The organism is Thainema salinarum CENA647, assembly GCF_057732415.1.
In genome coordinates this window covers 2,996,153-3,020,825 of the sequence record NZ_JBYJZJ010000022.1, presented here as the reverse complement: position 1 = coordinate 3,020,825, position 24,673 = coordinate 2,996,153, and the positions used below count along the sequence as shown (strand labels likewise).

The window sequence follows — 24,673 nt, the reverse complement described above, 5'->3', positions numbered from 1 at the left end:
CACTACCTGGCCTCCTTGTCTGGATATAGGGTGACAAACTTCGTCACCTTCGTTTCGTATTCAATCATCCAAATCGTGATCACGGCTAAGTCACGGCCATTTACCCCATGCAATATGCCCCGAATCTCGTAAACATCTCCGAATCGATTTGGCTCATCAGACGGCACTGCTTCCAGCGGTAAGATTTGACTCCTCAAATCAGCTTCCAGTTGCTGCCAGTTTCCTAAAGTGTATCCTGCTTGCTCAAGAAACTTAGACTTATCATCTGCATCTCGCCAGACCAGCAGATACTTTGTGAGCTTAGCTTCCGTAATCACTGCATTGCGAGATAGTTTCATGCTTTTCAGCTAGCCTATGTGATCCCAAAAATCCTGATAGAAACAGAGGCATCTGTTTCTATCAGGATTCAACTCTATCAGCTCTTGAAGAAGCAAGCCCCTGGGTCGCTATGGGCTAACCGAGGTTTCAGACGGGCTACTCGAAGCGCCATTGCTCAAAAACGCAGCCTCTAGATCTACAGGTTTGGGCTTGGGCATAAACCAACGGCCAAACTTGGCATAGAGATCTGGAATCACCAACAGGGTTAGCGCGGTTGAGGTAAACAGACCGCCCAGCACCACAATGGCTAGGGGTTGCAGGATTTCATTTCCGGCTCCGTTGGCAATGGCTAGCGGTAACATACCCAACGCCGATGTGAGCGTTGTCATCAGGATGGCATTAACTCGTTCCAGTAAACCTTGGAAAATCACCGTTTTGAGCGGTAGTCGTTGGGCGAATTTACGATTGTAGTTGTCCATCAGCAGCAAGCCATTGCGAACGGCTACGCCGAATAGGGTGATGAAGCCGATCAGCGAGGCCACTGACATCACGCCTCCGGTCAACAAAATAGAGATAATACCGCCCACCAGTGCCAAGGGCAGGTTGAGCATGATGGCAAGGGTGGCAAACAGCGACTTGACGGAGAAGAGCATCAGCACGGCGATGACGATGGCCGCCAGGATGCTGAATATGAGTAGGCTGTTAGTGGCTCGCTGCTCAGATTCAAACTGGCCCCCGTATTGAATGAAATAGCCACTGGGCAACTGCACGCGATCGCGGGACTCGTCGAAGCGATTGCCCTCTCTGCTCTGGTTGAGGCTACCATGCAGGAGTCTCAACCAGAGCAGAGAGGGCAGGCCACTGCTTAAACGAATATTTCTGGTGAGCTGCCCCTCGTCAGCGTAGACTCTGTACATCTGCGGCGAGTCTACGACAACCTAATCACCAACGCTATGCAGTACAACCGCCCTGGTGTATGCAATACCCTGGAGGCGATCGTTCAGGGCAGCTATCTGTACTGCACCGTTAAAGATAGTGGCCAGGGCATCTGTTCCCTAGACAGTGGTGGTACCATTCAAGGCTCACTGAAGCAGCGTCTTTTCAATCCCTACCGCCGTGGCATCCAGAGTCGTCAGCCCCTGCACTTGGGTTTAGGACCCCACATCTGCCAGCAGATCATCGAAGCCCAAGGCGGTCAGATTGGCGTTGAGAGCGAACCCAATCAGGGCACCACGTTCTGGTTTACGTCGCCTCTATCCACTTAAACCCGAAACCCTACTCCGAGCTCAACCGATACCCTTCAAACGTCACCTCAAAGCCGTCACCATCTGGGGAAGCACACATCAAACCGACCTGAATCGTCTCAGCGGGCAGATACGCCAGTCTAAACATCCTGAACTGTCCCGATTCGTCAAGATACGAGATATGAATGGCCTCTTGCCGCCGCTCGACCCGTAACTGCAAGACCTCGGGGGGATGCGTGAGGGGAATGACGGACCAGTCCGAGTGGTCGTGGGTGACGACGGCGCTGAGATTCTGCACCCCCTCGACGTATTCAATCCCGGTTTTGATCCAGTGTTTTTCATCGACGCGCAATATAATACCCGCTTGGTCATAGAGATCCCGGTAGCTGCCGCGAATGCCAACTTCAACCACAAAATCACTGCTCACCGTCTCGAAGTAGAAATGGCCGTTATCACGAATGAAGCCGTAGTGGGTAATGCGCCAAAAGTCAGTTTTGGGAGCGGTTTTGACGGTTAAGCGATGCTCCTCTGGAGCAGCTACGCCAATGCCATCTTGTTGCCAGTGGGGCGGTTCATTAAGCCATTGCATCGTTTTCGATTAACTCCATTTGAATCAGCGTTTGTCCAGTTTCCTCATGGCGAGCCTGACCTACCGGGACAAACCCGTAGCGGTCGTAAAACCGTCGCCCGATCGTGTTCTGCTCAAACACTTCAACGTCAAGGGGGCTTCGGAGCTGGACGGCATGATCCATCAGTGATCGCCCGAACCCTTGGCCCTGCATGTCCGGGTTCACAAAGAACCCGCCGACCGTTCGCCCCAACAGGGAGATGAAGCCCACCACTTCTCCCTGTTGTTTGTAAATCCAGGTTTCGGCTATCGGTAGGTATTGGGCGGCGATGGCTGTCCGCTCTTGCTCGAAGTGCTCAGCTGGCATGAAGGGATGAGCGATCACGGCTGCTCGATACCACACTGTCAGCAGTGTGTCTTGATCAGCCGCTTGATAAAGACGAATCGTCATGGTTTACAAGGCCTTTTGCGCGATGCCGATAATGTGAGGACTCGCCAACGGGAGCGGCATGGGAGCTTGCAGACGATCGTACTCCACCCGCTCGAATCCGGCTTGCTCCAGTAGCGCCCAGGTTTCGCGATTCGGACGGCAACCGTCCCCCACTACCTGCGATATAGGGCTTAACCAGTCTTGCGCGGTGCGCAATCGCGTCTGCTGGGGGGCGGCGACATGCTCAATGAAGTAGAATCGCCCACCAGGTCGCAGTACCCGCAGTACTTCCCGCAGCGTTGCCGCTATATCCTCCACTGAGCACAGCACCAGGGTGCTGACTACCGCATCGACGCTGGTATCGGCTACTGGTAGCTGCTCGGCGGTGCCGATGCGCAGTTCCAGTTGAAACGCCAGACCCGCCGCTTTTTGCTCCAGGTAGGGAGCCATGTGGGGGTTGGGTTCTATGCCAATCCAGTGAATATCGCCGGGATAGAACGGGAGATTAACGCCTGCTCCGGGACCAATTTCTAGTACCGTGCCGTAGAGTTGGGCGAAGAGCGATCGCTTATAGGGTTCCATAAACGCCTCATACTGGGGCACGCTCTGGGCCATCATCCAGGCAAAGAAGCGCTTGTAGAGCCCGGCAGAGCGTTGCTGGGTGTAGTCGGTCAGGGTCGGTTGAAACGTGAAATTAATCATGGGTAATCCCTCAAAGAACTGTTGAAATATGGGGTGGGTACACATGCCATGCGCCCAAATCTAACCGGCATCGATTAGTAGGCTGTAATACAGGTCGCAGCCGCATTTGCTACGTCAGCAGGAGAGATAGCGACGCAAGGCTGACTGGTTGCGGGAGATTCAGATTTCGCTAGACCTAGACCGATTGCCAAGAGCCCACACCTCGCGAATGGCCTGAGTCACCTGCTGGGCATGGCCAGGATTCGTCATCAGCGAAAAATGATCGGCCCCGCTCACCAGCCGGTGCTGGCCCTGGGTAGAAAGCTCCGCTAAGGCGGCATGGCTGTGATGATGGGCCTGAGTTAGAGCATCCTGGGGCTCTGTGCGGCTGAGCACGACTAGCGGCGTATCCCCCAAATCCTCTGTCTGCTCCACCTGCTGAATCGAGGGAGCATCCGGTAGCTGCTGGAGCAGTTCTCGCCGCAGAGCTTGCAGGTGATCGACACTGGCGTAAAAGGCTTTGGCTGACTGCCGTTGGGCTTCCGGCAAATCCGCCAGCTGACTGCCATAGGGATTAACCACCCGCAGCACCCCGAATCGGGCCAAGAAGGGCACTGCCTGCATCAACCGTTGGAAGTTCTGCACTTTGGGAATGGTGTCGTCAGGGGCGTACTCCCAGACGTCTTCAATGGTGTCCACCAGCACTACTCCAGCCACATCGTCAGGGTAGAGATCGGCAAACCTTCGCACATGCAGCCCACCGAGGGAATGTCCCACCAGAACATAGGGGTCAGGGATATTGGCGGCCTTTAGCGCCCGATGAAGATCCTCAGCAACGTGAGCAGAATCGGTCGGCTCATCACTCGGGTCACTCCAGCCCAACCCAGCGCGATCGTAGGAAACCACGGAGGCAAATTCCGCCACGGCAGGCTGAATCCAGCCCCACTGGCCAGAAAAGCCTCCCAGCCCTGCTTCCAGGACAACCGTCGGGCCAGCCTGTTCTGTGCCGGTGTAGTGCAGGTGCAGGCTGTGTTTGCCCACCGCGATCAGCTCACCTGGTGCTGGGAAGCGCTGTTCGTCGATCTGGATGGCGGTGTGCTGGGTAATTGCAGCAGTTCCCGCGATCGCGATACTCAGAGCTAGGAGCTCAGCGCATCGTTTCGCACCTCTCCGGAAAGACTTCACGGGATTAGTAGCGTGTTGAGAGTTCGAAATTGCCGTCATGATATTCACTAACTGACTATTCAGTATGTTTTGTGTAAAGTTCTAGTTCTGGACTTGGGCAGCTACGTCGCGAATCGCTTCAACGACTGCTGGTGCATGGTCGGGATTGATCAGTAGGGAATTGTGGTCGGCCCCTTCGATCAGTCGGTGTTCTCCCTGGGTAGAGAGTGCTGCGAGTTCAGCATGCAGAGCTTGCCACTCGGCCAGCCAATGGGCCTGATCCGGCTCGACCGCTGGATCGCCGCTGAGCACGATGAGGGGGCGATCGCCTAAATCTCCCGTTGCCCTTACTTGGGAGGTGATCACCTCCCACTGCTGGGTTTCCTGGTTCATCGCCTGGGTGTGGCCCACCGAGCCATAGAACGACTCGATCGCCGACTGGGCGTCAGGGGGCAGCAGATGAGATTGCAGCAGACGACCATGCAGATTCGTGGCTCGCAGCAGACCAAACCGAGCCAGCCAGGGTGAGAACTGGTAGAGCTTAAAGGCGTCGAGTTGTATGTCTACTGCTGGTTTTGGCAGTCGGGTCATCTGGTCGGGGTGGGAGACATCAACCATCACCAGCCCCGCCACTTCATTCGGATACAGATCGGCGAACTGGCGCACAAACAGCCCGCCAATAGAGTGCCCCACCAAAATATAGGGGCCAGGAATATCGGCTTCCTGTAATAAGGTGTGAAGCTGTTGAGCGGTTTCCGGAGCATCGATGGGTGTATGGTCATCGTCGCTCCAGCCAAGACCGGCGCGATCGTAGGACACAACGCGGGCGAACTCAGCGACTTCCGGCTGCACCCATGCCCAGGCGGCAGAGGATAAACCTAACCCCGATTCCAGCACGATGGTGGGACCAGCATGGTCGCTGCCCATGGCATGAATGTGCAGTCGGTGGTTACCGACGCTGATGAGTTCTCCTGAGGCCGGAAGCTGTTGGCGATCGCGGGCGGTCTGCACCTGTTGATAGGTGGCTCCCGTTGCCGCTAAGGCTATTGTCGCAGCGGTTAAACCCGCTAGAGAACGCTGGAGCCAGCGGCGAGAACGGGAACTAAACGTAGTGGGGAAGACAGTTGCTTGAGTAGTCATCGGGTTTTCTTTTTGCTTCAACATACCTACTGATTAGTATGTTATTCCGAAAAAATGAAAAGTCAATAGGTTTCAGAAGAAAGGTAGAAATGCTCAGTCATCTTTCGGCTGTAGACCGTGCCAAAGAATCTGGGTCAGCGCTGGGGCTAGGGCGGTAGGGTTGATCCGCTCTGGGTCAATCTTCCAGTGCAGCATCAGACCGTCCACCAGGGCCGTCCAGAACGTGGCCACCACAAACGCATCCAGGTCAGCATTGATCCGCCCGTGGGCTTGCAGTTGCTGCACCAGTTCTTGCGATCGCGCTAACCCCTTTTGGTAGGCTTCGGTGCTGAGCATCTCCTGCACCTCCTGCTCCCGACTCTGGGTGACAAACTCAAAGTACAGCTGCACCCAGTCAGGCATTCCCTGAATGTGGGCCAGCATGCCCCCTAGCAGTTGGGCAATGCCCGCTTCTCCAGGCACGGCAATGAACGACTGTATCTGTTCTGGGATGACCATCATATTGGTGTTGATGTGTTCTTCCATCAGCGCCAGAAACAGGTCGTTTTTATTGGTGAAGTGCCAGTAGACCGCGCCTTTGGTCAGTCCGGCTTGAGCGGCGATCTCGTCTAACGTTGCCCCGGCATAGCCCTCGCAGGCGAATACCTTCCGTGCTGCCAGCATGATCCGACTGCGGGTGTCCAGGGGAGCCTCTTCGGGCGTCACGCCCTCGGACGTTAACAGCTCCTTGAGTTGCTGCTTGCCACCGATGTAGCGGCGCACCGTCGGCTGGCTGACATCCGCTTCTTTCGCCACCAGACCCATGGTGATTTTGTCCGGTGGATACTGTTCGGCTAGGCGATCAATTGCTGCCAGAATCGTGTCGCGAAGAGTCATAGCCATGGTTATATACATACTGGTTAGTATGTTAGCAGTACTGACACAATTCTAGAGTTGGTGATACGCCTTCTAAGTTTGAGGAGCATCGAATAGATGGTTTTATGTCGGTTTAGCTTAACGCCAAGAGGTCGTTAGGGCTGCATTGATGTCCTTTGTTGTCGTTTTAGATAGTTGCTGTGGCGGCATTCTGCGGCTGGTCACATTCAACGTGAGGACATTTGTTGTCGCTTCCAGTCATCGGTCAAAGTGACCCGAGTAGCCCCAGTTTTCTTCTTTAATTTAATCGGGTAAACCCCCAGCTCTGCTGGGGGACTCGCAGAGTTCGACAGTTCCAGGAGTCTAGGACAGAGTCTCTTTAACGTAAGCCGTTGTGCGCTTACGACAAGGAGACTTAATGAAAGATATCGGCAGTTTAAGTCATACAAAATGGGAGTGCAAATATCACGTGGTGTTTATTGCCAAGTATCGGCGCAAGGCAATGTACCAAGAGCTACGACAGTATTTGGGACAGTTGTTCCCCGATCTGGCTCGTCAGAAGGAGCGTCGGATCGAAGAAGGACATTTGTGTGCGGATCATGTGCATATGCTGATCTCGATTCCTCCCGAGTACTCCGTGTCTCAAGTGGTCGGGTTTATCGAAGGCAAGAGTGCGATTTCAATTGCGCGTACTTATGGAGGGAAGCGGAAAAACTTTGTCGGGCAGCACTTTTGGGCACGAGGGTACTACGTTTCTACAGTGGGTCGGGAGGAATCTATCGTGCGCCAATACATTCGACAGCAAGAAGCGGAGGATCAACGGATTGAGCAATTGCGACTAACCGACCAGTGGTAATGACACTGCCGCTTTGAGCGGCTCCTTCTTCAAGCCTCCGGCTTTGCCGGAGGTTGTGACTTCTTGAATGACGATATGGATATGCTCAGGCTGCTTGTTGAGAATAGTCACGAGAGACTGGGTGAATTCTTCAACTAGCTTGGCTTTCTGCTGACGAGTCGCACCTGCTGTAATTTGAACATTGACGTATGGCATTGGAAAGTTCCTAAAGGTAGGTGAGTGATTACCCCTAACGTTTGAATCGAGGTTAGTCATGATGGCTTTGAGACGACATGGACGGAGCTGTCCAAGCTCTGGGGTCCACTTCATTCCCCAGAAAAAATGAACGGGGCTGACCTTGCCGGAAAAATGGGAGCGAAATTCTCGAAAGACGCGATCGGACTGTAGCAGCACTCGCCAGCATCGATTGGCATACTCCGCATCATAAGCAGCATGGGTTTCATCCTGCTCAAATCGAATTGGGTCAGGGACTTCGTTTGGTTTGGTGTTGATGATGATGTGAAGATCACGTTCCTTCAGAGTTTCCATCGCGTTCTGATAAAAATCAGCTACCGAGCGAGGATAGAGTGCGATCGCCCGTCTTGCCCCTTCCTGGTTTGAATCAGCAGCTCATGATCAATGAAATCAAAGTCGATTTGAACGATGCGGCTGCCATAGGGAATCGTGGCAGTAGTCAGTCCCCGAACGGTCAAATAGAGGGGAGTATGCCAGGAATGATTAATCCACGGAGTTTGAGCCAATCGGATCTTGCCGATGATTTGAGTCCACATGTGCAAGGTGGCATAAGTCTCTTGCCAGGCGTCCAGAGGTAAACTCGGCCAAATATCTGTTGAGGTTGGGGGCGGCTGATTTGACATGATGGTTTCCTCGTAAATGGAAGCGGAGCGTGATCAGTAGTTCTTCTTCTGTTCATCGGCAAAACACCACAGCCATTGTTCTCCCAACTCAGCTGAACTGATCAAGGTTCATTGGGATTACTCCCTGTGTTTTCCTTGTCAGTCATCCCCAAGTATGGCTACTTGTTTCGACGGAACGAGCCGCACAAAATTCTGGTCGTTAAGGCCCGGATTGGTTGCGGGGCGGGGCAACTGGTCCAAATGGTGCTGTATCGGGTTTACCTTCATAGATTTTTAACAAATGCTCTGGGGGTTATCCCCTTGAATTGCTTGAACACTCGACTGAAGTGAGACTGATCCGTAAAGCTAAACAAATAGGTCACTTGGGCGATCGCTTCACCCTGTTTGAGAAACTGGCTTGCTTTTTCAACCCGCCGTTTAAGCAGATACTTATGCGGCGTCAGGCCGATCGCATCTTTAAATAGCCGCGAAAAATGGAATTTGCTTAGGCCTGCCTCTAACGCCAGATCTGCCAGACTGAGATTTTCTGTGAGATGAGCTTCAATATAGTCAATCACACTCCCTAACCGCTGCCGCTCGATGGGGTGCAGGTTAAGGAAATCGATGGGAGTGTCGAGGCTGTAGTGATTGACGAAATGAGTCACTAACGCAGTCGAAAGGGTATCAGCGTAGAGGCGGCCATTAGGTCCACCCATTTCGGCTTCAATCAGCAGGGCTTGCATCAGGGTTTGCAGGTGTTTGTCCTTCGCCTGATGCTGTCGCCGGAAAACCTGACGCTCAAGCAGGGGTTGGTCGGGGAGCAGTTCTGATACCTTTTGCGGGTCAATGGTGAGCAGCACGAACTGATTGCGTCCACTGATGCGATGGGAGAAGGGCACCCCGGCTGGATTCACCCACAAATCTCCCGTTTCGTAGCGGTGGGTCTTAAAGATTTTGCCATCCTTCCATTCCCACTCAAAGGCGGGGCCTGTGTTCATGGCAAAGTAATGCTGGGGGACGGTGACATCGTCGGGGGTAAACTCCTCATTCTCGCCCTTTTCGATGTAGATGCCGTCCCAGGCTAAATCTTTGCTGGACACCAGAACCTGACCCGCAGTAACCTCTGGCTTTGGAGTTAAGCTGTGGCTGTCTACATAACTAATCTGGCTTTGCATAAGGGGATTACCCAGAGAATTAGCCGAGCGCAATTTTCTACCAAAACTCAGCAATCCCCTACAAGAGCCCATTTGAGGATTGCCCGATAGTGGTGATTGTAAGCCAAAACAACGGCTTCAGTTGTTTATTCCACTACGGGAGACACCTCATGGACTACTACACCTTAGGCAAGACCGGATTGAAGGTCAGCCGCTTGGCTCTCGGCACCATGACCTTCGGCGATGACTGGGGCTGGGGCGCTGATGAGGCGAATGCCCGCCAGCTGTTTGATACCTATCTAGAAGCAGGCGGCAACTTTATCGACACTGCTGACCTCTACACCAACGGCAACAGCGAACGGATGCTGGGCCGATTTGTGAAAGAGAGCAATACTCGAGATCGCGTTATCATCACCACCAAGTTCAGCTACAACGCTGAACCGGGCAACCCCAACGCGGGCGGCAATGGACGCAAAAACATCCTCCGTGCCGTTGAGGGCTCTCTGCAACGCCTGGATACTGACTATATTGACGTCTACATGCTGCACACCTGGGACCAGGTCACTCCCGCTGAAGAAGTCATGCGCACGTTGGATGACCTGGTGCGGTCTGGCAAAGTGCGTCATGTGGCCCTGTCTGATGCGCCTGCCTGGTACGTGACTCAAGCTCAGACCCTGGCCCAGGAGCGCCACTGGGAACCCGTCAGCACCGTGCAGTTGGAATATTCCCTGGCAGAGCGCAACATTGAATTTGAGTACACGGCTTTAGCTCAACAGCTGGGTACCAGCCTGATGGTCTGGTCACCCTTAGCCAGTGGTCTGCTCTCTGGCAAGTACCGCCCCTCTGAGGACGGTGGCGAAGGCTCAGGGCGTCTGTCCATGCTGGCGAACAGCGGTAATCCCGCCTTCAATAAGTTCACCGAAAAGAACTGGGCGATTGTGGCAGAGCTGGAATCGGTTGCCAAGGAACTGGATCGCTCCATGGCTCAGGTGGCACTGAACTGGGTGGCCCATCGTCCGGCTGTGGCTTCAGTCATCATCGGGGCGACCAAGCTGCATCAGCTGCAAGACAATCTGGGTGCCCTGGACTTCGAAATTCCGGCAGCGCTTCAGCAGCGGTTGGATGAGGTCAGCTGTCCAGAGAGCCGCTTCCCCTACACCTTCTTTGAACCAAGCTTGCAGGGCATGATCACCGGTGGCGCGACGATCGGCGACAAGCCCAAGAGCTATCACCAGCCAATTCTGGTTGAAGGAGCCGGGGCTGGCGTGACTGCAAATTAAAGAGAACAAATCCCTGACTCCTGACCGCAAATTCTAACCACTCCCCGGAGAACGACCATGAATCGCTTAATCAACACCACACTCCTCGCTACCGCAACCATTGCTCTAGCCGCCAGCGCCTCCCAGGCAGAAGCTGCTCAAGTCCAAGAAGTCACGTTTGAAAGCCAAGGTGAAACCCTGGTGGGCAATCTGTACCTGCCGGATGACTATGTCGCGGGTCAGGAACTACCCGGTATCGTTATCACCGGATCATGGACTTCGGTGAAAGAACAGATGTCGGGCCTTTATGCCGAAGCCTTGGCCGATCGCGGCTTTGCTGCCCTGGCCTTTGACTTCCGCAACTTTGGGGAAAGTGGCGGCGATATTCGCGCCCTCGAAAGTCCGGCCATGAAAATTGAGGATATCACTGCTGCTGCTGCGTTTTTGCCGACGCTGCCGGAGGTAGCCGATGACCAGATTGGTGGGTTGGCAGTCTGTGCCTCTGCAGGGTATATGGCCTATGCCATTGCCAATGGGGCTCCCTTTCAGTCCTTTGCCACTGTGGCTGCCTGGCTGCACGATGCCGAAACCGCTCGCACGATCTATACCCCTGAGCGCTATGACCGCTTGATGCAGGCCAGTCGGCAAGCTACCGCTTACTACGAAGCCGATGGCACCATTCAATACACCCTCGCTGCCACTAACAACGAAGACCTTGACCTGGCTGCTATGCGCTGGGCCGACCCTAGTTTTTACTACACTAACCCAGATCGGGGTGCGATTCCTGAATACGATAATCGCTTCCCTATCATGGCCTGGGAGGAGTGGTTGACGTTCGACGCCCTGGCAGCGGCAGATAGCATCCAAGTTCCGTATTTCATGCTCCATGGCGATCAGATGGCACTGCCAGACAATGCAGAAGTGTTCTACGACAAGGTTACTGCTCCAAAATCAATAGCTTGGCTAGAGGGCTTTCAGATGGACTACTATGACCAGCCTGAACTGGTGAGCCAGGCGGCGGATCTGGTGGCTGAACACTTTTCTCAAACCCTTCATTAATGTGCTGCCCACACCGGATGAGACTGTTGTACACCTATTCCCCAAGCTGTCATGAACTCTCTATTGATTGGAATGCTTGCTCTGACTATTGCGGCCATCCCCATGGGTGCGATCGCCCAAAGCCCATTACCGACTCAGATCGCTCCAACGGCAGAACCTTTCGTATCTCGTCAAACCGCTGATGAGGCAGCGATTGCCACCCTCGTCAACAGCGTGGCCACCTTGGCGGATCAGGGCAGTTTCGAAATCTTAGAATCGCTCTACGCCAACTCAGTTCAAGTGGACTACACATCCTTATTTGGCGGCGATATCCAGACCCACACACCCAAAAGCTTGATGACGGCCTGGGCCTCACTGCTCCCTGGCTTTGACCAGACCTACCACGCCATTTCCAATGTTCAGGTGGACGTAGCGGGCGATCGCGCTACGGCAACTGCTGATGTCACTGCCAGCCACTACCTCGGCGACAATTACTGGCAGGTGTCCGGGCAGTACGAGTATCAGTTGGTTCGTCAACACAATCGCTGGCAGATTGAAACCATGACCTTTGATCTCACCGATGAACAGGGCGATCGCGCTCTGCTGGAGCAAGCCGCCAATGAGGCTGCTGATAATCCTGTCACCTATCTTCAGCGGCAGCAAACTGAGCAGGCGGTACGAGACTTTCTCACTAGCCTGGAAACGAAAGATATGGAGGCCTTCGCCAGCGTTTGGGCCGAAGATGCTGTGCAGGATATGCCCTATGCTCCCGAGGGGTTTCCCCGACAGGTGGAAGGCCGAGATAATTTGATTCAGCATTATGGAGCGTGGCCGGAGGTTAGCGGCGGGGCAAATTTCACTAATGAACTAGTGTTTTACCCCATGGAAGACCCGACGATGGTATTTGCCGAATGGCATGGGGTGGTCGAAATTATTCCCACGGGGCGTATCTACGACCAGCGCTATGGTGGGCTTTTTCAGGTCGTAAACGGCAAAATTGTATTGTTTCGGGAATATTTCAACCCCATTGTATTTGTTGAGGCGTTTGGTCTGGATGAAGGTGGAGAATTTGGCAATCAGTAACTCCGTCATCTGTTAGAGTATCTCGACTAGCTGCTCCACATCGGCAACTAATCCCCAGGTCGCCATGTCCAACGCCTGCGGGCCTCTCACTTGGCTCTTAGCATGGCTGGTGCTGGCGACATCGGCATATCGGAGAGTTAAGGCATTGAAGAGAACGAATTGCTCAGCCAATACTTGCTCAATGTCGCTTAGGTCGCCACTCTTTACTCGCTCAGCGGCATGGATGATACTTTCTTGCAGGTGATACTGCCCACACTAATCGCTGCTGCAATGCCCCCTTGTTGGGTGTGTGCCCTCGCTTGATTCAAATCAGCCGCCGGATCGTAGCTGAAGCGTTGCTTTTCGACAGCGGGGTTCAAGCACTTCTGCTTTTAACGGCTTCAGCTCGGCAAGTTTCTCGTCGAGTTCTTCCAGGATGTCGGGTATGGGCTTTTGTCCAGCTCCTTTGTCTCAACTCAATTTTAGTTGTTTTATTTTGAGATTTGCGCTGTTGATTTACCCAGCGCTGTTGAAGGATTCTTTTGATTAAGTACAGGTTTAAAATGCCTATAAGCTAAGGCTTCAGCTCGATTTAGATGGCTTGGTCTGACCTGCACCCAATCAAGAGTCCAGTCTGATTTGTAAGATTGATAAAGCTTGTGACAGATATGGTGGTTCTTCCAGCGCTGTTTCAAGTTGATGGCCTGGCCAACATAGACAACCTGGCCTTGATACCACACTCGGTAAATAGCACTGACTGCCGGAAGAGAACCAGGAATATTATCGGGACTAATCATCATTTTCGGCATCCCTATCCATAGCTACCCGCTCAGGGGTAAACGTAAAAGCGCCAATCTCAGCCGCAGCAAATGCTTGTTCCTTAGCGGCTTGTTCTTCTAATTCTGAGAGGCAAATTCCTAGCCAGTCTCCATCCTGCTGCAAGTTCTTCAGCACATACTCCCAGGTCTTGCGGTTTCGAAAGTCCCGCCCTTTCGATAAAGTCTGATACTTACGCTTCAGTTCCGCCGTGGTAGCCACACCCGCGATCGCATAGCATTCTTGCTTGATAGCGAGCAACTTCATGGCCTTGATGCCTGACCTCTTCTTTTTCTGGATTACTTTTTTAGTCACCAAACAACTCCTTCTCAACTGCATCAAGCTTGTCTTTTGAATTAGCCTTGTAGATCATTTGAACTTTCCGACGAATTTCTAAATCAGCCGGTTTGATTACCTGCAAGACCATTTCTTTTTGACGCCGATAACGCTCATTCCATGACTTATACATGGTCTGAGAGCGCTTAAGCGAAAGCGTAGCGTCTCGAATCGCCTGCAAATCTATTCCAGGAGTCAAGCCCAAGGCTTGCACAAGTGAACGAGTAAATTTAGCGAAAGGAGTACTCGTTTGCCCTTTGAGCAAATCAGCATTCTCTTCACGGAAAGCGTTGATAATAACGTCTGCCGCTCCCTGTGTTAAAGCCTTTCTAGCCGCTGGCGACAGCTTCCCATACTGTTTTATATAAGCTTCAAACAGTTCAGGATAGTTGGTTGCATTGCGACGCAAATAATTAAACGTCTGCCTAGAATTGTAGTCATCAGGAACCTCTGCCAACAGCTCTGGTTTTACCAGCTTGACTGATGCGCGTAATTGCTGGGCGAGTGTGAGTTCATTCATGACTACAATTTAATCGTCAGTATTTAAAAGTTTTGGAGGGTGCATAATCTCTATTCCCAATATGCGCCACTCTCCTCACAAACTAACGATTTCAACCATGCTTTATTAAATTAATATTCAGAATAAATCAGCGTTAACCGGAATTTTGAAATAATCGCCTTGATTAAGATCGTTTGTTCTATGATGCAATACCATCTATGACAATATTCCAAAGCACTCAGCCTATCAACGCTGTACAGCAGTTTCGACTATCGTTACTAATTCGGAGGAAGGTAAAGAGATGAGTCGGCTTTACAATCGACTCCAGGATATGGTCCGTAAAAGCATTGTGTTTTTGGAAGACCAACATGACGCTATTCAAGAGATAAGAGCATTACCTAATTTACCTGATGAAGTCATGACGATACTCAGCGAAACGCCTAATCACAAAGGCACAGGCTGGTAGGATGCAGATGGAAATTTCGGCGTTGCTGAATAGGTAGATGATTGTCTAAGGTGATCAGAGAAGACGCTTTGAGGACTCCCCCATGCAGTGTCCCCGATGTCACTCCTCTAACCTCCGTAAAAATGGTCATCAGTCCGGTAAACAACGCTACCAATGCAAAGACTGTCGTCGCCAGTTTGTCGAATATTATTCGCCCCAAGGATATAGCGATGAGGTCAAGCGTCAGTGTCTGGATGCCTACGTCAACAAGATGGGATTTCGAGCGATTGAACGGCATCATGGTGTCCATCACACCACGGTGATTCGCTGGGTGAAGCAAGTCGGTCAACAACTTCCCCAAGCACCCCCTGTAGAGACTCCACCAGACGTGGCGCAACTTGATGAGTTGCAAACCTTTGTGGGGTCAAAAAAACAAAATTTGGCTGTGGACGGTAACGGACAAAGCCAGAGCGGGCATTTGGGCTTGGACGCTCGGCGATCGCTCGGCCCAAACCTTTCGGGTACTGTGGGCACAGGTCAAGTTTTGGCCGTGCTTCTGGTCTGTGACTGACGGTTGGCCGGTCTATCCGAAGTTCATTGAGGCCGCCGACCACGTGGTCAGTAAGCCGCATATGACCAGAGTCGAAGGCGAAAACAGTCGTTTGCGGCACTATCTGGCCCGACTGAATCGGCGTACGTTTTGTTACTCCAAGTCGATTAAGATGCTGGGTTATTCAATCCGGTTATTGCTCCATTACCTGCATTATCGAACGGTTCCAATCCCCGCCTGATCATTCATCAATTCAGCAACGCCAAAAGTCCATTAGAGCAGAGTTAATCTAAAGCGCTTTTATCGATTTTAACCCCTACTCTAGCATTGACAATTACGTTATCTTGCAACTAGTCATTTGATTTATCAAACTGCGATCACAACTCCAATCACAGCTTCTGGCCTGAATGGGGGATGCTAAATCAGAACTTCTCAGTTAACGTGAGTTCGGGGTAAGAAAGCAAAGCCCACTCCAATGAAGAGCTGTTTTCTCGAACTGACGTAATTTATGCTGTTTGAGCTGTCATGAATGCAGTAGCAGTTTGAGATTTTAGTCTGTTTCAAGAATAGAAATCCCGTATCCGGGCTAAAGCGGGGCACTCAAATTCCGTAATGCCTCGTCCGCTTACGGCGAGGATAGGAATTTGAGCGCCCCGCTTTTATTTACTTAAGTCTTGTTTGTAGCGATTGCACACGACCTCTAGCCCGATCAATACGCAATCCGGCTCCATAGCGGCGCATCCACCATCAAGTCCTGTACTGTTCAAGCATAGTCAGCAGCTTTTGCTTAAGTCGATTACGGAGCGCATCTGGAGCAATAATTTCACAATTCTCCCAGTAGAGAGAAACCTCCCGAATCAGCCAAAACGGATTGGCAACTCGTCGGGTCACTTGACGCACATCGCCAATGACCTGATTTTCTTCATCTCCAGGTTTCGGTTCATAGGCGTTGGCTAACCAGCCCCAAAATTGTAAGTGCACTTTGATGGAATCTAGCTGTCCACGCCAGCGTCCAGTAGTAGGTTGTAGAGCTTGAATTCGGTCAAAGCGCAGACAGCGATTGTGCCAAAGTTCCGGCATATCGGGAACTTCGGCTTCAACATCGGCGGTTTCATCACACCAAATTTGCAGATAAAATCGCTTTTCATAGAAGTGAACTTCAGCATAGTGGGCATTAAATTCTAGTAGCTCACCCTGGGAGTTGCGGTAAGAGAGCCAGAAGGATTGTTTTTTAGCAATATACTCGTCAATTTGCTCTCGCCATGCGGCAATAGGTCGAGTCAGTTGTTGCAGCATCGTTTGCCGTAGAGGAGCCTCTAGATCACCTTGATTGAGTAAAATTGTAATTACACTGTTTGCCTCCTCAACTAATCCTGCATCGATCAGTAACTTGATGGATTGACGTAGTGCATTGATTTGGGCGTGATCTAACGGATGAGTTATTCCAACCACAACTTGGCCTCTAGCAATTGCCGTGACCAGCTTTGAAGCACTAGGACTTTCCCCCCAACGTAAGTCAAGCCGATCTGCGATCGCTTCTAACCGTTCTTTGGTTCCGGGTGGAACGGATAAGGTCAATGTTTCCTTTTTTCTGGGCATATTTTAAGAATTGGCAAAATATACTTGCACTTTTAGAAAAGTGGTGCAATACTCGATTTGCAATTAAATTTTATCACGCTGATGTAGTTCACGTATTAAAGTTGCGCTAGATTGACTTAGGCTTTGTGAATCACTTATGTATTCCATTCATCTCAAATCTGTTTACTCGTGCTCTGCTGAGGATGTCCCTTCAAACCTTCGCCTGCCGGATGACTGGACGTTGTCGTGGCACCAATTAGAAACCCTGAAAGCCTTACAAGATAACGATATTGATGTGGTATTTAATACCGCAATGACTGGAGATGGAAAAAGCCTTGCTGCTTATTTAGATATCTTGCAGGGAGATTGTTGCGCGATCGCCCTCTATCCCACCAATGCCTTGGCCGCTGATCAAGAACATCAGGTTCAAAGCTATGTGAATGACTTCCAGCCACCCAATGAGCCTAGGGTGAGTCGTTTGAGTGGCCCTGAGCTTGAGATTTATTCTGAGAATGAGGGATTGCGAAAAAGCAGTGCGATCGCATCTCGTGCCGGTCAATCTGAAGTCCTCATCACTAACCCCGACATCTTCCATTACCTCCATCGAAAAGCCTACCTAACCAAGTTCGATAATCCCGATAAGTGGTGGCAACAGGTTGATCAGAACTTTGATGTCTTTATTTTCGATGAATTTCATGTGTTTGCAGCGCCCCAGGTTGCCAGTGTCTTGAATACGATGCTGTTGATTCAGGCAACAAATCGGCGCAAAAAGTTTCTATTTCTATCGGCAACTCCCAACGATTCGTTGTTGCAGCGTTTGGATAAAGCAGGTTTTCGCTGTCGAGTCATTAATCCCATTGATGAAGGGAAGTACCAATTTCCAGAGACTCGGGCAGACGCAGAGGCTTTACAAGCAGACCATTGGCGTCAAGTTGCACGATCTATCGACCTGACGTTTGTGCCGATGGAACCGACATCCAAAGCATCTGAAACTTGGCTGAAAGAAAACCAGGAAGACATTCTCAACCAGTTTCTAGAACATCCTGGCAGCAAGGGAGCGATTATTCTCAATTCCATTGCAGCGGTAAAGCGGCTGACGCCTGTCTTGCGAGAATGTTTTGCCCAGTATGGTCTCACGGTTCGAGAAAATACTGGTCTGTCTGGAGGACAGGAAAAGGCTGAATCTCTGGCGGCTGACCTGGTCATTGGAACTAGCACCATTGACGTGGGGGTTGATTTTAAGATCAACTTTCTCATTTTTGAGTCATCGGATGCAGGCAACTTCATCCAGCGGTTGGGGCGGCTGGGACGCCATGACGGCTATCAGAAAGATGGGAGGGAAATTCAGTTTGATGGCTTTAGGGCCTATGCGTTGGTGCCTAACTTCTTTGTGGAGCGGCTGTTTGCTGGAGATGAGGCTGTTTTGACGGATGGGGAAGTGTGCGATCGCATCTACTTCCAAAACCTTATCCGCGATAAGTATCGCCAAATCAACGACTTCGATGGTTATTACAAGCGCTGGGGGGCTGTTCAATCCTTCAATCTATTGTTTGACCTGAAGCATCCTGCCATTCAGCAGCAGTATGCAGGCTCCCTACAACGCTTCCAGTCCAGTTGTGAAGAGGTGTTTGATACTAGTCTCAAGAAAGTCGCTGGGCGGGTTAGAGGGTGGGCGAATGAGTGGCAGCAGCTTTCAGGTCAGAAAGGCAATCCTATTGCTGAAGATGCAAAAAGCTTCCGTGGGTCGAGTCCATTACAATGCGGGTTGTATGACCTGACTGAAGCCAATGAGCACGATCGCTTCAAAACTTACGACTTACCAGGCGTACTCAGCAATCTAGAAATTGAGATGTGGAGTAAGTCTGCCTTCCTGGCTACCCTCAAGGAAACCGCAGAGCGCACCGACCAGCCGATTGCCAAGGGACCCTTCAAGCACTGCCTGGGCTTTATGAAGCTGCGGGGCTACCGGGAAGAGCGATTGAACTGGAATTTTCGGTATGCAAACGATTTAAGTTCAGTAACACCCTATAAAGTTCAAGTTCTTAAAGATATCGGCATTATACAAATAGATAATCTTTGGGCTAGGCATATAGACAAGCAACTCAAAAATAGATTCTTCGTTTGCTACATACTCCCGCTTAGGATCAGAGAAGTACGCTATACCCTAGAGTTACCAATGCATTTTCAGATCTACCCCATTGGTGACATCAACAGTCCTATCGAGGACTTCGATCCTCCTTACTCTATTGCTTTTGGACAATCTGCCTTACTCCTCGACTCTATTCCAGAATGGAAGTTGAAAAGACTCCAAGCCAGTCAACCTGAAATTTTTATTGCTGCATTAGGGGAGAAACGTCCATAACCGTCCAAATTCTGCGAAAGAAATTTACGGTGGGACAGTACCACCAGATGATCAAGCCCGGCATTCTGACCGATCGCACATAACCAATCATCAGAGGAGCCACTAACCATGAATGACCAAGAACTTCTGAACCGCATTACGACTAATCCTCAGATTTTCAACGGTAAGCCCATTATTCGAGGGCGTCGTCTTGCCGTTGAACATGTCCTCAGCATGCTAGCGGCAGGCGATACTATCGAGACTCTACTAGAGGGCTACCCCTGGTTAGAGCGGGAAGATGTATTAGCTTGCCTGGCCTACGCCTATCGGCTGGTTGCTCATGAGCGGGTAGAGCCGCTGCTTGTGGAGACTCAGCAGTGAAAATCCTTTTAGATACGTGCGTTTGGGGTGGAGTGAAAGCTGCACTAGATACTGTTGGTTATGACGTTGTTTGGTCCGGCCAGTGGGAATCTGATCCCGGTGATGAGGAAATCTTAGCAATTGCCTATCGTGACGGTCGTATTCTTATCACCCTTGATAAAGACTTTGGTGAATTAGCCATCTTTAAAGGAATTCCTCATTGCGGCATTGTTCGGCTGGTTAACCTCAGCACCAAACAGCAAGTAGCTGTTTGTTCACAGGTGCTTGCACTTTACGGAGATGAATTAACTTCAGGTGCCATTGTTACTGCTGAGTTAAATCGAGTGAGAATCCGCCCTTCCAGCGAGAGTTAGAGCATTATGGCAGTTCAAATTTTGCGCAAGAAATTCACGGTGAGGCAGTACCACCAGATGATCGAGTCCGGTATCTTAACTGAGCGCGATCGCGTTGAGCTACTTCAGGGAGAAATTATCGAGATGTCGCCCATTGGCATTCAACATGCCGCCTGTGTAGATCGCATGAATGAATTGTTGGTGCGGGAATTGGGAAGCAGGGCGATCGTGCGGGTTCAAAACCCAATTCAGTTGAGCAACAGTTCTGAACCACAACCTGATTTTGCAATTCTCCAGCGGCGATCAGATTTTTATGCAGATGGACATCCGCAATCTCAAGATGTCTTCGCCTTAGTTGAAGTTTCCGATACCACGATTGAATTCGACCGCACGGTGAAAGTGCCGCTTTATGCCAAGGACAACATTGCCGAAGTTTGGATTGTGGATCTCAATGCTGAGGCGGTGCAGATATATCGAGAACCGAGTGCATCAGGCTACCAGCAGTTGCAAACCTTCCGTCGAGGTCAGTCAGTTTCATTTCAGGCATTTACCGACATTCAATTCACGGTTGATCAACTGCTGGGATAGCAACCCCAGGCAACCACTACCAAAAAGTTTTTGAACTACAGGAGATCCGTCATGGAGCGTCCTAATCAGTCTGGCAATCCAGAGCAACTGTCATTGCTAGACACCCAGAACGAAGATACCGAATTTGAAGAGCTTGATGAATCCTGGCTTGAAGGTGACTTTGGACTCGACGAGGAAAGTGACAGAACGGTAGAGCCTGCCGCCCGCGAACTCTTGACCCTTAAGCTTTTGCGGGAAGCTATTCTGCACCGAAATCCTGATGACACCGTAATGCAGGATTTTGCGGAAATAGTATTGCCTAATCTACTGAAGTACACCGTTGGTGTTACCGCCAAGGGAGGCAAGTTTTTTGCCGAGTATCTTGATCGGGTGGTCAATCCTCAGCGCATTGCCGCAGGCAAAGACCCGATTCGTCGTGACAATGCGGCTGACCAATCCCTGAATACTCACCTGCTCAATGGTTTGTTTCCAGCCAACTTGATTGAGCGACGATTGCAAACGCTGGATACGACGGTGAGAAGACAGGTTAAAGAACGGGAGCGTCGCCTGCTGGTATCCGGCTTTATCCTGCATGACTTTGAGAAATTTGACTATGACCTGATTCCTAAAATGCCCGAATTCTTCAGGGCGATTCGACGAGATCCGGAGGGGGATATTCGGAAGCGTTCGATTGAGGAACATCGGGAAATCATTACCGTATTGGTAAAGACACTGGAGCTGGATCGCTTCATCTGTCCAGAAACTCCAGAAGATTGGAAACAGTATCTCGATGACCTACTGTTTCTGGCCTACAACGCCCAACGACGCAACGACACGAACCTCAACTTATCAGAGGATGGGCTGAATCCGGTTTTGCGCGATCGCACCCTACGCTGCCTTTCTGACCTGACCTGCCTGGCCGATCGCCTTGCCTCTGTCATCAAACATCCCCAGGATGCCGAGAACACAGGCCTCAATGACATCATCCACGGGCTCAGTGATGGGCAACTGCGATTTACCTATCACGCCATTGCTGAAAACCGGGGAGTGCTGACCAACGTGGTCAATAATGCCCTGATGGATGCCTATGAAAGCTTAAACAACGACCCCGAAAACCCAAATTACACGACCCTGCTCTACCTACCGACAGGAGCCATTTATTTAGCCCATCGAGATTCCCCTCAAATTTCTCCAGACAGCCTGCCTAACCGAGTTGTAGACGGCATTAAATCGCTGTGTGCTGGACAGTTAAGCCTTCGTCAAACCGGGTTTGGGCGCGATGGCAAAGGCATGAAGTATGCCGACTATTACAACCTGTTTTTCGACGATCCGGGATTGATGCAGGTGGCTCTCGATGCCACGCTGCGGATTTTGAACCCCAATAAAGGTTCAGTCGCTACCAAGCGCAGTGAGAACTTAATTGCCTTTCAGCGGCGAAGCGTTCTCTCAGCCGATTACGACTTCTCGTTTAGCGATGACATCCGTATTGATCAACTGGCTGAGTTTGGCGACCTGATGAGCCGCAAAATCTGGGGAGAGCGGGTCAAACAACTGGAAACCGTCATTAAGGAACACACCAAGGCTCGCAAAAAGAATAAGGATTTGCCAGAACTTCCCGAGATTCCGCCCGAGGTTCAGCCGGAAAAAATTGTCCATCAAGTTGCTGAGTTTTGGCACCTTACCGAATATTTGCCTCAGATTCGAGAAATTCAGCACATTAATGAAAAGCTGAAAGAACTCAAGCTGAAGGGTAACACTGGCGGCGTCCCTTACGAATGGTATTTTCTGGCGGCTAAGTTTCTAGAAAAGAACCCCGGTATCGAGGATTTACGCCAAACCTGCCTGAACGTGATCGCCCACGTTACTCAACTGACTCAACCTGTCGTCGCTCAGTACCCAGTTTCTGACGGCTGGGATGACGTGCGCGATTGGGTTGGCAAAGTTGTGATGCTGCCAAGGCAAGCTCCAGATTCTTCAATGGCAGAACAAGTAGACATTTTCTTGAAAGAACTGGCCTACTACAATGCTGCGAAAAAGCCGGGGCGAGGACGGCAGATGATCTGCTCCATCTCTCATTCGCCCTACTCGGTTAGCGAACAGATGGAATCAGCGGTGCTATTTACGCCCCAGGTCTACACCAACAAGCAGCACCTGGGGGGCTCCAACGCCAAACGTAACATCTCCAGCATTGCGGGCATTGAGATGATGCTGCGACAGATTCTAATGAACCAGACCCAGGCCGTCGGCAAACGATTTGAGGACGGCAAATACCGCTACCTCTACTTTTACCCGACCTACTACTTCACCCCAGAAACAAACTCGTTTTTGCATCGCGCCTACAGCAACATTGCCCAAACCCGCTTTGACACCAGCATTCGGAACCACTTCATCAGCAAGCAGCTAGAGGCTAACTTCAGCCGAGAAAAGTATCAGACCGTGGATGCTTTCCTGATGGATGAAGACCTGGCCCAACGCAAGCAGTTGCCTGATGACGATCCAAATTTCAAACGGGACAGAACCTTCAAACTCTCCTACCCCGAAGATAAACCCCTGACGTTCTATTTCATGGCTCTGCCCCCAGGGCGCGACAGCACCGACACCGAGTCCTGGGTGATGCCAAGCTGGCTGGCCTTCGCATTTCCGATGATTCTCGATGTCAAAACCGTTGTCTCTGAATCGCCAATTCCCCCATTTACCAATGGGGCGGAATTTGAGGAAAGCGTCTTCCTCGACAGTGCTCCCCATGCTTTCCGAACGTTGATTGGCCAAGACCGATTCCGGCTCGACTTCATCCTCGAAGGCTGGACAGATGAGAGCGGCGTCAAACGTCCGGCTCCCCTGAATACGCTGACCGCTGCCTATGCCATCCACATGGATGTCAACACCAAGCAAGGCAAAGGTGGCTACGACGCCAACTGGGGCCGCTTCACAGAGCTGGCAAAAGATATTGAAACCAGCCCGCTGTACGTCTTTTCCTATCTCGCCAGGTGGAGCCGAGGACAGAAAGCTGATGCCCCCAGTCTAAAAAAAATCAGGCTCTATGCCCATCACTTCTACCCCTGTTTTGACCCCTATGCCACCTACAACTTCGACCAGGAGGACTGGATTTTGACCCCTGACTCATCACTCAACCATCCCAAGAAACTTACCGACCTCTATCGGCAGTTTTATCGGGCCAATAAGCGCTACAACGCCAAAGCGAATGCGATTTTGAAACCTATTGAAATCGCGGCTGACACTATCCTCAAGGCTGAATCCAGCATGTTCCATGACGAGGCTCTTGTTACGGTCGTGGCGGCAGAAGTTTTCAAGCTGATGGATCGAGTGCATTCCTCAACGGCTGAGGGGCGTTGGGTAGTCAGCGATCGCGAAAAAGAGCGTCAACTCGTCCTTGACTTTGCCCGCTATTTTGTCATCGACGTTTTTGAGAAAGCCTTCGCAGGCGATCGCGCCCGATTGGCTGGTCGTCAGCTCAACCTCATTCGCGACACCTGCGAATTTCTCTATCACCTGGAGCAAGACAAAGAGAATCAGGAACTTAAAGCTACACAGACTCAAAAAGATAGTCCTTCGGAGGAAGAACAATGAATATTCTTGAACCAGGAGGTACCTATACCTTCAGCAAAATTTTCGATCTCAAAATCCCAGCGGATGAAATCGCTAATGAGTTTGGCTATACCCTTAGTAAGAAAAAACTGAACTTATCTCAGTATGCTGGTGAGCTAGATCGATTAGAGGAATTGCGATCGCGCATCGAAGAAGTTCTGCCCTATGTTGATTTATCTAATGAGACATCTCGTCGTGAAATTTTGATTTCTAGAGTGGTCACAGAAGTTGTGCATTACACCAAAGCACAACTACGCATTGAGTATCCCATCGCTGTTGATCAAAAATTGCAAGGAACTCTAGATTATTTATTCAGGGGTGAGACAGATCTACTTGTTATCGAGGCGAAACGACAAGATCTCGACTACGGAATGACACAGCTAGTAGCTGAAATAATTGCCCTTGACCAGTGGAATAGAACGCCTGAACAACCCATTTTGTTAGGAGCTGTTACAACTGGAAAGCTCTGGGAATTTGCCTCACTCAACCGTTCAACCAAGCATATTGATCAGGGTTTAGAAAGCTATCGTGTGCCAGAAGACATCGACTCTTTAATGCGCATTCTTATTCAAGCTTTAAAGAGGCAGTAAGTTTCGAGTTCTAAATTTTGAGTTTTG

Annotated in this window: 28 protein-coding genes and 1 pseudogene; 12 read left to right on the top strand and 17 right to left on the bottom strand. The window is 50.9% G+C overall.

What is annotated here, in order from left to right:
- Positions 1-2: 2 nt before the first annotated feature.
- Positions 3-338 (bottom strand): DUF6883 domain-containing protein, encoded by a 336-nt coding sequence (locus AC286M_RS20030; RefSeq protein ID WP_488206071.1) that lies wholly within the window; start codon positions 336-338, stop codon positions 3-5.
- Positions 339-446: 108 nt separating this feature from the next.
- Entirely contained in the window at positions 447-1,235 is a 789-nt protein-coding gene (locus AC286M_RS20025) for an efflux RND transporter permease subunit (protein WP_488206070.1), read from the bottom strand.
- 36 nt (positions 1,236-1,271) lie between these two features.
- Here AC286M_RS20025 and AC286M_RS20020 point away from each other — a divergent pair, with 36 nt between their 5' ends.
- The gene (locus AC286M_RS20020; RefSeq protein WP_488206069.1) at positions 1,272-1,583 is read left to right on the top strand and encodes a sensor histidine kinase; all 312 of its coding nucleotides are present in this window, start codon (positions 1,272-1,274) and stop codon (positions 1,581-1,583) included.
- A 10-nt stretch (positions 1,584-1,593) separates the two neighbouring features.
- Here the strand turns inward: AC286M_RS20020 and AC286M_RS20015 are convergent, their stop codons facing one another.
- The 6 genes from AC286M_RS20015 to AC286M_RS19990 all read right to left on the bottom strand — a co-directional run bounded on the left by AC286M_RS20015 (position 1,594) and on the right by AC286M_RS19990 (position 6,427).
- Positions 1,594-2,151, bottom strand: coding sequence for a DUF1349 domain-containing protein (locus tag AC286M_RS20015; protein WP_488206068.1), 558 nt, complete (start codon positions 2,149-2,151; stop codon positions 1,594-1,596).
- Positions 2,138-2,581: a GNAT family N-acetyltransferase gene (locus AC286M_RS20010; RefSeq protein WP_488206067.1), complete on the bottom strand. Its 444-nt coding sequence runs from the start codon at positions 2,579-2,581 to the stop codon at positions 2,138-2,140. The genes AC286M_RS20015 and AC286M_RS20010 overlap by 14 nt, the downstream gene beginning before the upstream one ends.
- A 3-nt stretch (positions 2,582-2,584) precedes the next feature.
- The gene (locus AC286M_RS20005) at positions 2,585-3,262 is read right to left on the bottom strand and encodes a class I SAM-dependent methyltransferase (protein WP_488206066.1); all 678 of its coding nucleotides are present in this window, start codon (positions 3,260-3,262) and stop codon (positions 2,585-2,587) included.
- Positions 3,263-3,421: 159 nt separating this feature from the next.
- Positions 3,422-4,465 (bottom strand): alpha/beta fold hydrolase, encoded by a 1,044-nt coding sequence (locus AC286M_RS20000; RefSeq protein WP_488206065.1) that lies wholly within the window; start codon positions 4,463-4,465, stop codon positions 3,422-3,424.
- A 42-nt stretch (positions 4,466-4,507) separates the two neighbouring features.
- Entirely contained in the window at positions 4,508-5,569 is a 1,062-nt protein-coding gene (locus tag AC286M_RS19995) for an alpha/beta fold hydrolase (RefSeq protein ID WP_488206064.1), read from the bottom strand.
- A gap of 69 nt (positions 5,570-5,638) precedes the next feature.
- Positions 5,639-6,427 (bottom strand): TetR/AcrR family transcriptional regulator, encoded by a 789-nt coding sequence (locus AC286M_RS19990; RefSeq protein ID WP_488206063.1) that lies wholly within the window; start codon positions 6,425-6,427, stop codon positions 5,639-5,641.
- A gap of 391 nt (positions 6,428-6,818) precedes the next feature.
- Here AC286M_RS19990 and tnpA point away from each other — a divergent pair, with 391 nt between their 5' ends.
- Complete coding sequence (gene tnpA / locus AC286M_RS19985) at positions 6,819-7,256, top strand: IS200/IS605 family transposase (RefSeq protein ID WP_488206062.1); 438 nt, start codon at positions 6,819-6,821, stop codon at positions 7,254-7,256.
- Here the strand turns inward: tnpA and AC286M_RS19980 are convergent.
- The 3 genes and pseudogenes from AC286M_RS19980 to AC286M_RS19970 form a co-directional block, all read right to left on the bottom strand.
- Positions 7,239-7,451: a tautomerase family protein gene (locus tag AC286M_RS19980; protein ID WP_488208854.1), complete on the bottom strand. Its 213-nt coding sequence runs from the start codon at positions 7,449-7,451 to the stop codon at positions 7,239-7,241. The genes tnpA and AC286M_RS19980 overlap by 18 nt on opposite strands.
- Positions 7,452-7,625: 174 nt before the next feature.
- A pseudogene (locus AC286M_RS19975) lies at positions 7,626-8,026 on the bottom strand (DUF5996 family protein); the annotation flags it as partial.
- A gap of 350 nt (positions 8,027-8,376) precedes the next feature.
- Positions 8,377-9,267: an AraC family transcriptional regulator gene (locus tag AC286M_RS19970; RefSeq protein ID WP_488206061.1), complete on the bottom strand. Its 891-nt coding sequence runs from the start codon at positions 9,265-9,267 to the stop codon at positions 8,377-8,379.
- Between the two features lie 149 nt (positions 9,268-9,416).
- Here AC286M_RS19970 and AC286M_RS19965 point away from each other — a divergent pair, with 149 nt between their 5' ends.
- Genes AC286M_RS19965 through AC286M_RS19955 form a run of 3 tightly spaced genes read left to right on the top strand, consistent with a single transcriptional unit; the run spans position 9,417 to position 12,626 of the window.
- Positions 9,417-10,526 carry an aldo/keto reductase gene (locus AC286M_RS19965; protein WP_488206060.1) on the top strand — a complete coding sequence of 370 codons (1,110 nt, stop codon included), beginning with the start codon at positions 9,417-9,419 and terminating at the stop codon, positions 10,524-10,526.
- 57 nt (positions 10,527-10,583) lie between these two features.
- Positions 10,584-11,564 (top strand): alpha/beta hydrolase, encoded by a 981-nt coding sequence (locus AC286M_RS19960; RefSeq protein WP_488206059.1) that lies wholly within the window; start codon positions 10,584-10,586, stop codon positions 11,562-11,564.
- 51 nt (positions 11,565-11,615) lie between these two features.
- On the top strand, positions 11,616-12,626 hold the full coding sequence (locus AC286M_RS19955) for a nuclear transport factor 2 family protein (protein ID WP_488206058.1): 1,011 nt from the start codon (positions 11,616-11,618) through the stop codon (positions 12,624-12,626).
- 12 nt (positions 12,627-12,638) lie between these two features.
- On the opposite strand, the gene AC286M_RS19950 is transcribed toward AC286M_RS19955, so the two are convergent.
- From AC286M_RS19950 to AC286M_RS19930, 5 genes are all read right to left on the bottom strand, one after another.
- Positions 12,639-12,797 (bottom strand): hypothetical protein, encoded by a 159-nt coding sequence (locus tag AC286M_RS19950; protein WP_488206057.1) that lies wholly within the window; start codon positions 12,795-12,797, stop codon positions 12,639-12,641.
- Between the two features lie 32 nt (positions 12,798-12,829).
- The gene (locus tag AC286M_RS19945) at positions 12,830-12,985 is read right to left on the bottom strand and encodes a hypothetical protein (RefSeq protein WP_488206056.1); all 156 of its coding nucleotides are present in this window, start codon (positions 12,983-12,985) and stop codon (positions 12,830-12,832) included.
- Between the two features lie 111 nt (positions 12,986-13,096).
- On the bottom strand, positions 13,097-13,405 hold the full coding sequence (locus tag AC286M_RS19940; RefSeq protein WP_488206055.1) for a GIY-YIG nuclease family protein: 309 nt from the start codon (positions 13,403-13,405) through the stop codon (positions 13,097-13,099).
- Entirely contained in the window at positions 13,395-13,688 is a 294-nt protein-coding gene (locus AC286M_RS19935; protein ID WP_488206054.1) for a hypothetical protein, read from the bottom strand. Before AC286M_RS19935 ends, AC286M_RS19940 begins: the two co-directional genes overlap by 11 nt.
- A gap of 40 nt (positions 13,689-13,728) precedes the next feature.
- A complete protein-coding gene (locus AC286M_RS19930) occupies positions 13,729-14,277 on the bottom strand; it encodes a hypothetical protein (RefSeq protein WP_488206053.1) in 549 nt (182 codons plus the stop codon).
- A gap of 527 nt (positions 14,278-14,804) precedes the next feature.
- Between AC286M_RS19930 and AC286M_RS19925 the strand changes: the two genes are divergently transcribed.
- Positions 14,805-15,492 (top strand): IS1 family transposase gene (locus AC286M_RS19925; protein WP_488206052.1). Its coding sequence is split into 2 segments (ribosomal slippage): positions 14,805-15,133 and positions 15,132-15,492, totalling 690 coding nucleotides; the frame shifts between segments, so codons are not numbered across the junction.
- Positions 15,493-15,998: 506 nt separating this feature from the next.
- Here the strand turns inward: AC286M_RS19925 and AC286M_RS19920 are convergent.
- Complete coding sequence (locus tag AC286M_RS19920) at positions 15,999-16,850, bottom strand: helix-turn-helix transcriptional regulator (protein WP_488206051.1); 852 nt, start codon at positions 16,848-16,850, stop codon at positions 15,999-16,001.
- Between the two features lie 136 nt (positions 16,851-16,986).
- On the opposite strand from AC286M_RS19920, the gene cas3 reads away from it, so the two are divergent.
- The 6 genes from cas3 (at position 16,987) to AC286M_RS19890 (ending at position 24,646) form a co-directional block, all read left to right on the top strand.
- Positions 16,987-19,191 (top strand): type I-D CRISPR-associated helicase Cas3', encoded by a 2,205-nt coding sequence (gene cas3, locus AC286M_RS19915; RefSeq protein WP_488206050.1) that lies wholly within the window; start codon positions 16,987-16,989, stop codon positions 19,189-19,191.
- A gap of 108 nt (positions 19,192-19,299) precedes the next feature.
- Positions 19,300-19,551, top strand: a complete 252-nt coding sequence (locus AC286M_RS19910; protein ID WP_488206049.1) for a DUF433 domain-containing protein — start codon at positions 19,300-19,302, stop codon at positions 19,549-19,551.
- Positions 19,548-19,904: a DUF5615 family PIN-like protein gene (locus tag AC286M_RS19905; RefSeq protein WP_488206048.1), complete on the top strand. Its 357-nt coding sequence runs from the start codon at positions 19,548-19,550 to the stop codon at positions 19,902-19,904. Before AC286M_RS19910 ends, AC286M_RS19905 begins: the two co-directional genes overlap by 4 nt.
- Before the next feature lie 6 nt (positions 19,905-19,910).
- Positions 19,911-20,471, top strand: a complete 561-nt coding sequence (locus AC286M_RS19900) for a Uma2 family endonuclease (protein WP_488206047.1) — start codon at positions 19,911-19,913, stop codon at positions 20,469-20,471.
- A gap of 51 nt (positions 20,472-20,522) precedes the next feature.
- The gene (gene cas10d / locus AC286M_RS19895; protein ID WP_488206046.1) at positions 20,523-24,038 is read left to right on the top strand and encodes a type I-D CRISPR-associated protein Cas10d/Csc3; all 3,516 of its coding nucleotides are present in this window, start codon (positions 20,523-20,525) and stop codon (positions 24,036-24,038) included.
- Complete coding sequence (locus AC286M_RS19890; RefSeq protein WP_488206045.1) at positions 24,035-24,646, top strand: hypothetical protein; 612 nt, start codon at positions 24,035-24,037, stop codon at positions 24,644-24,646. Before cas10d ends, AC286M_RS19890 begins: the two co-directional genes overlap by 4 nt.
- Positions 24,647-24,673 lie beyond the last annotated feature (27 nt).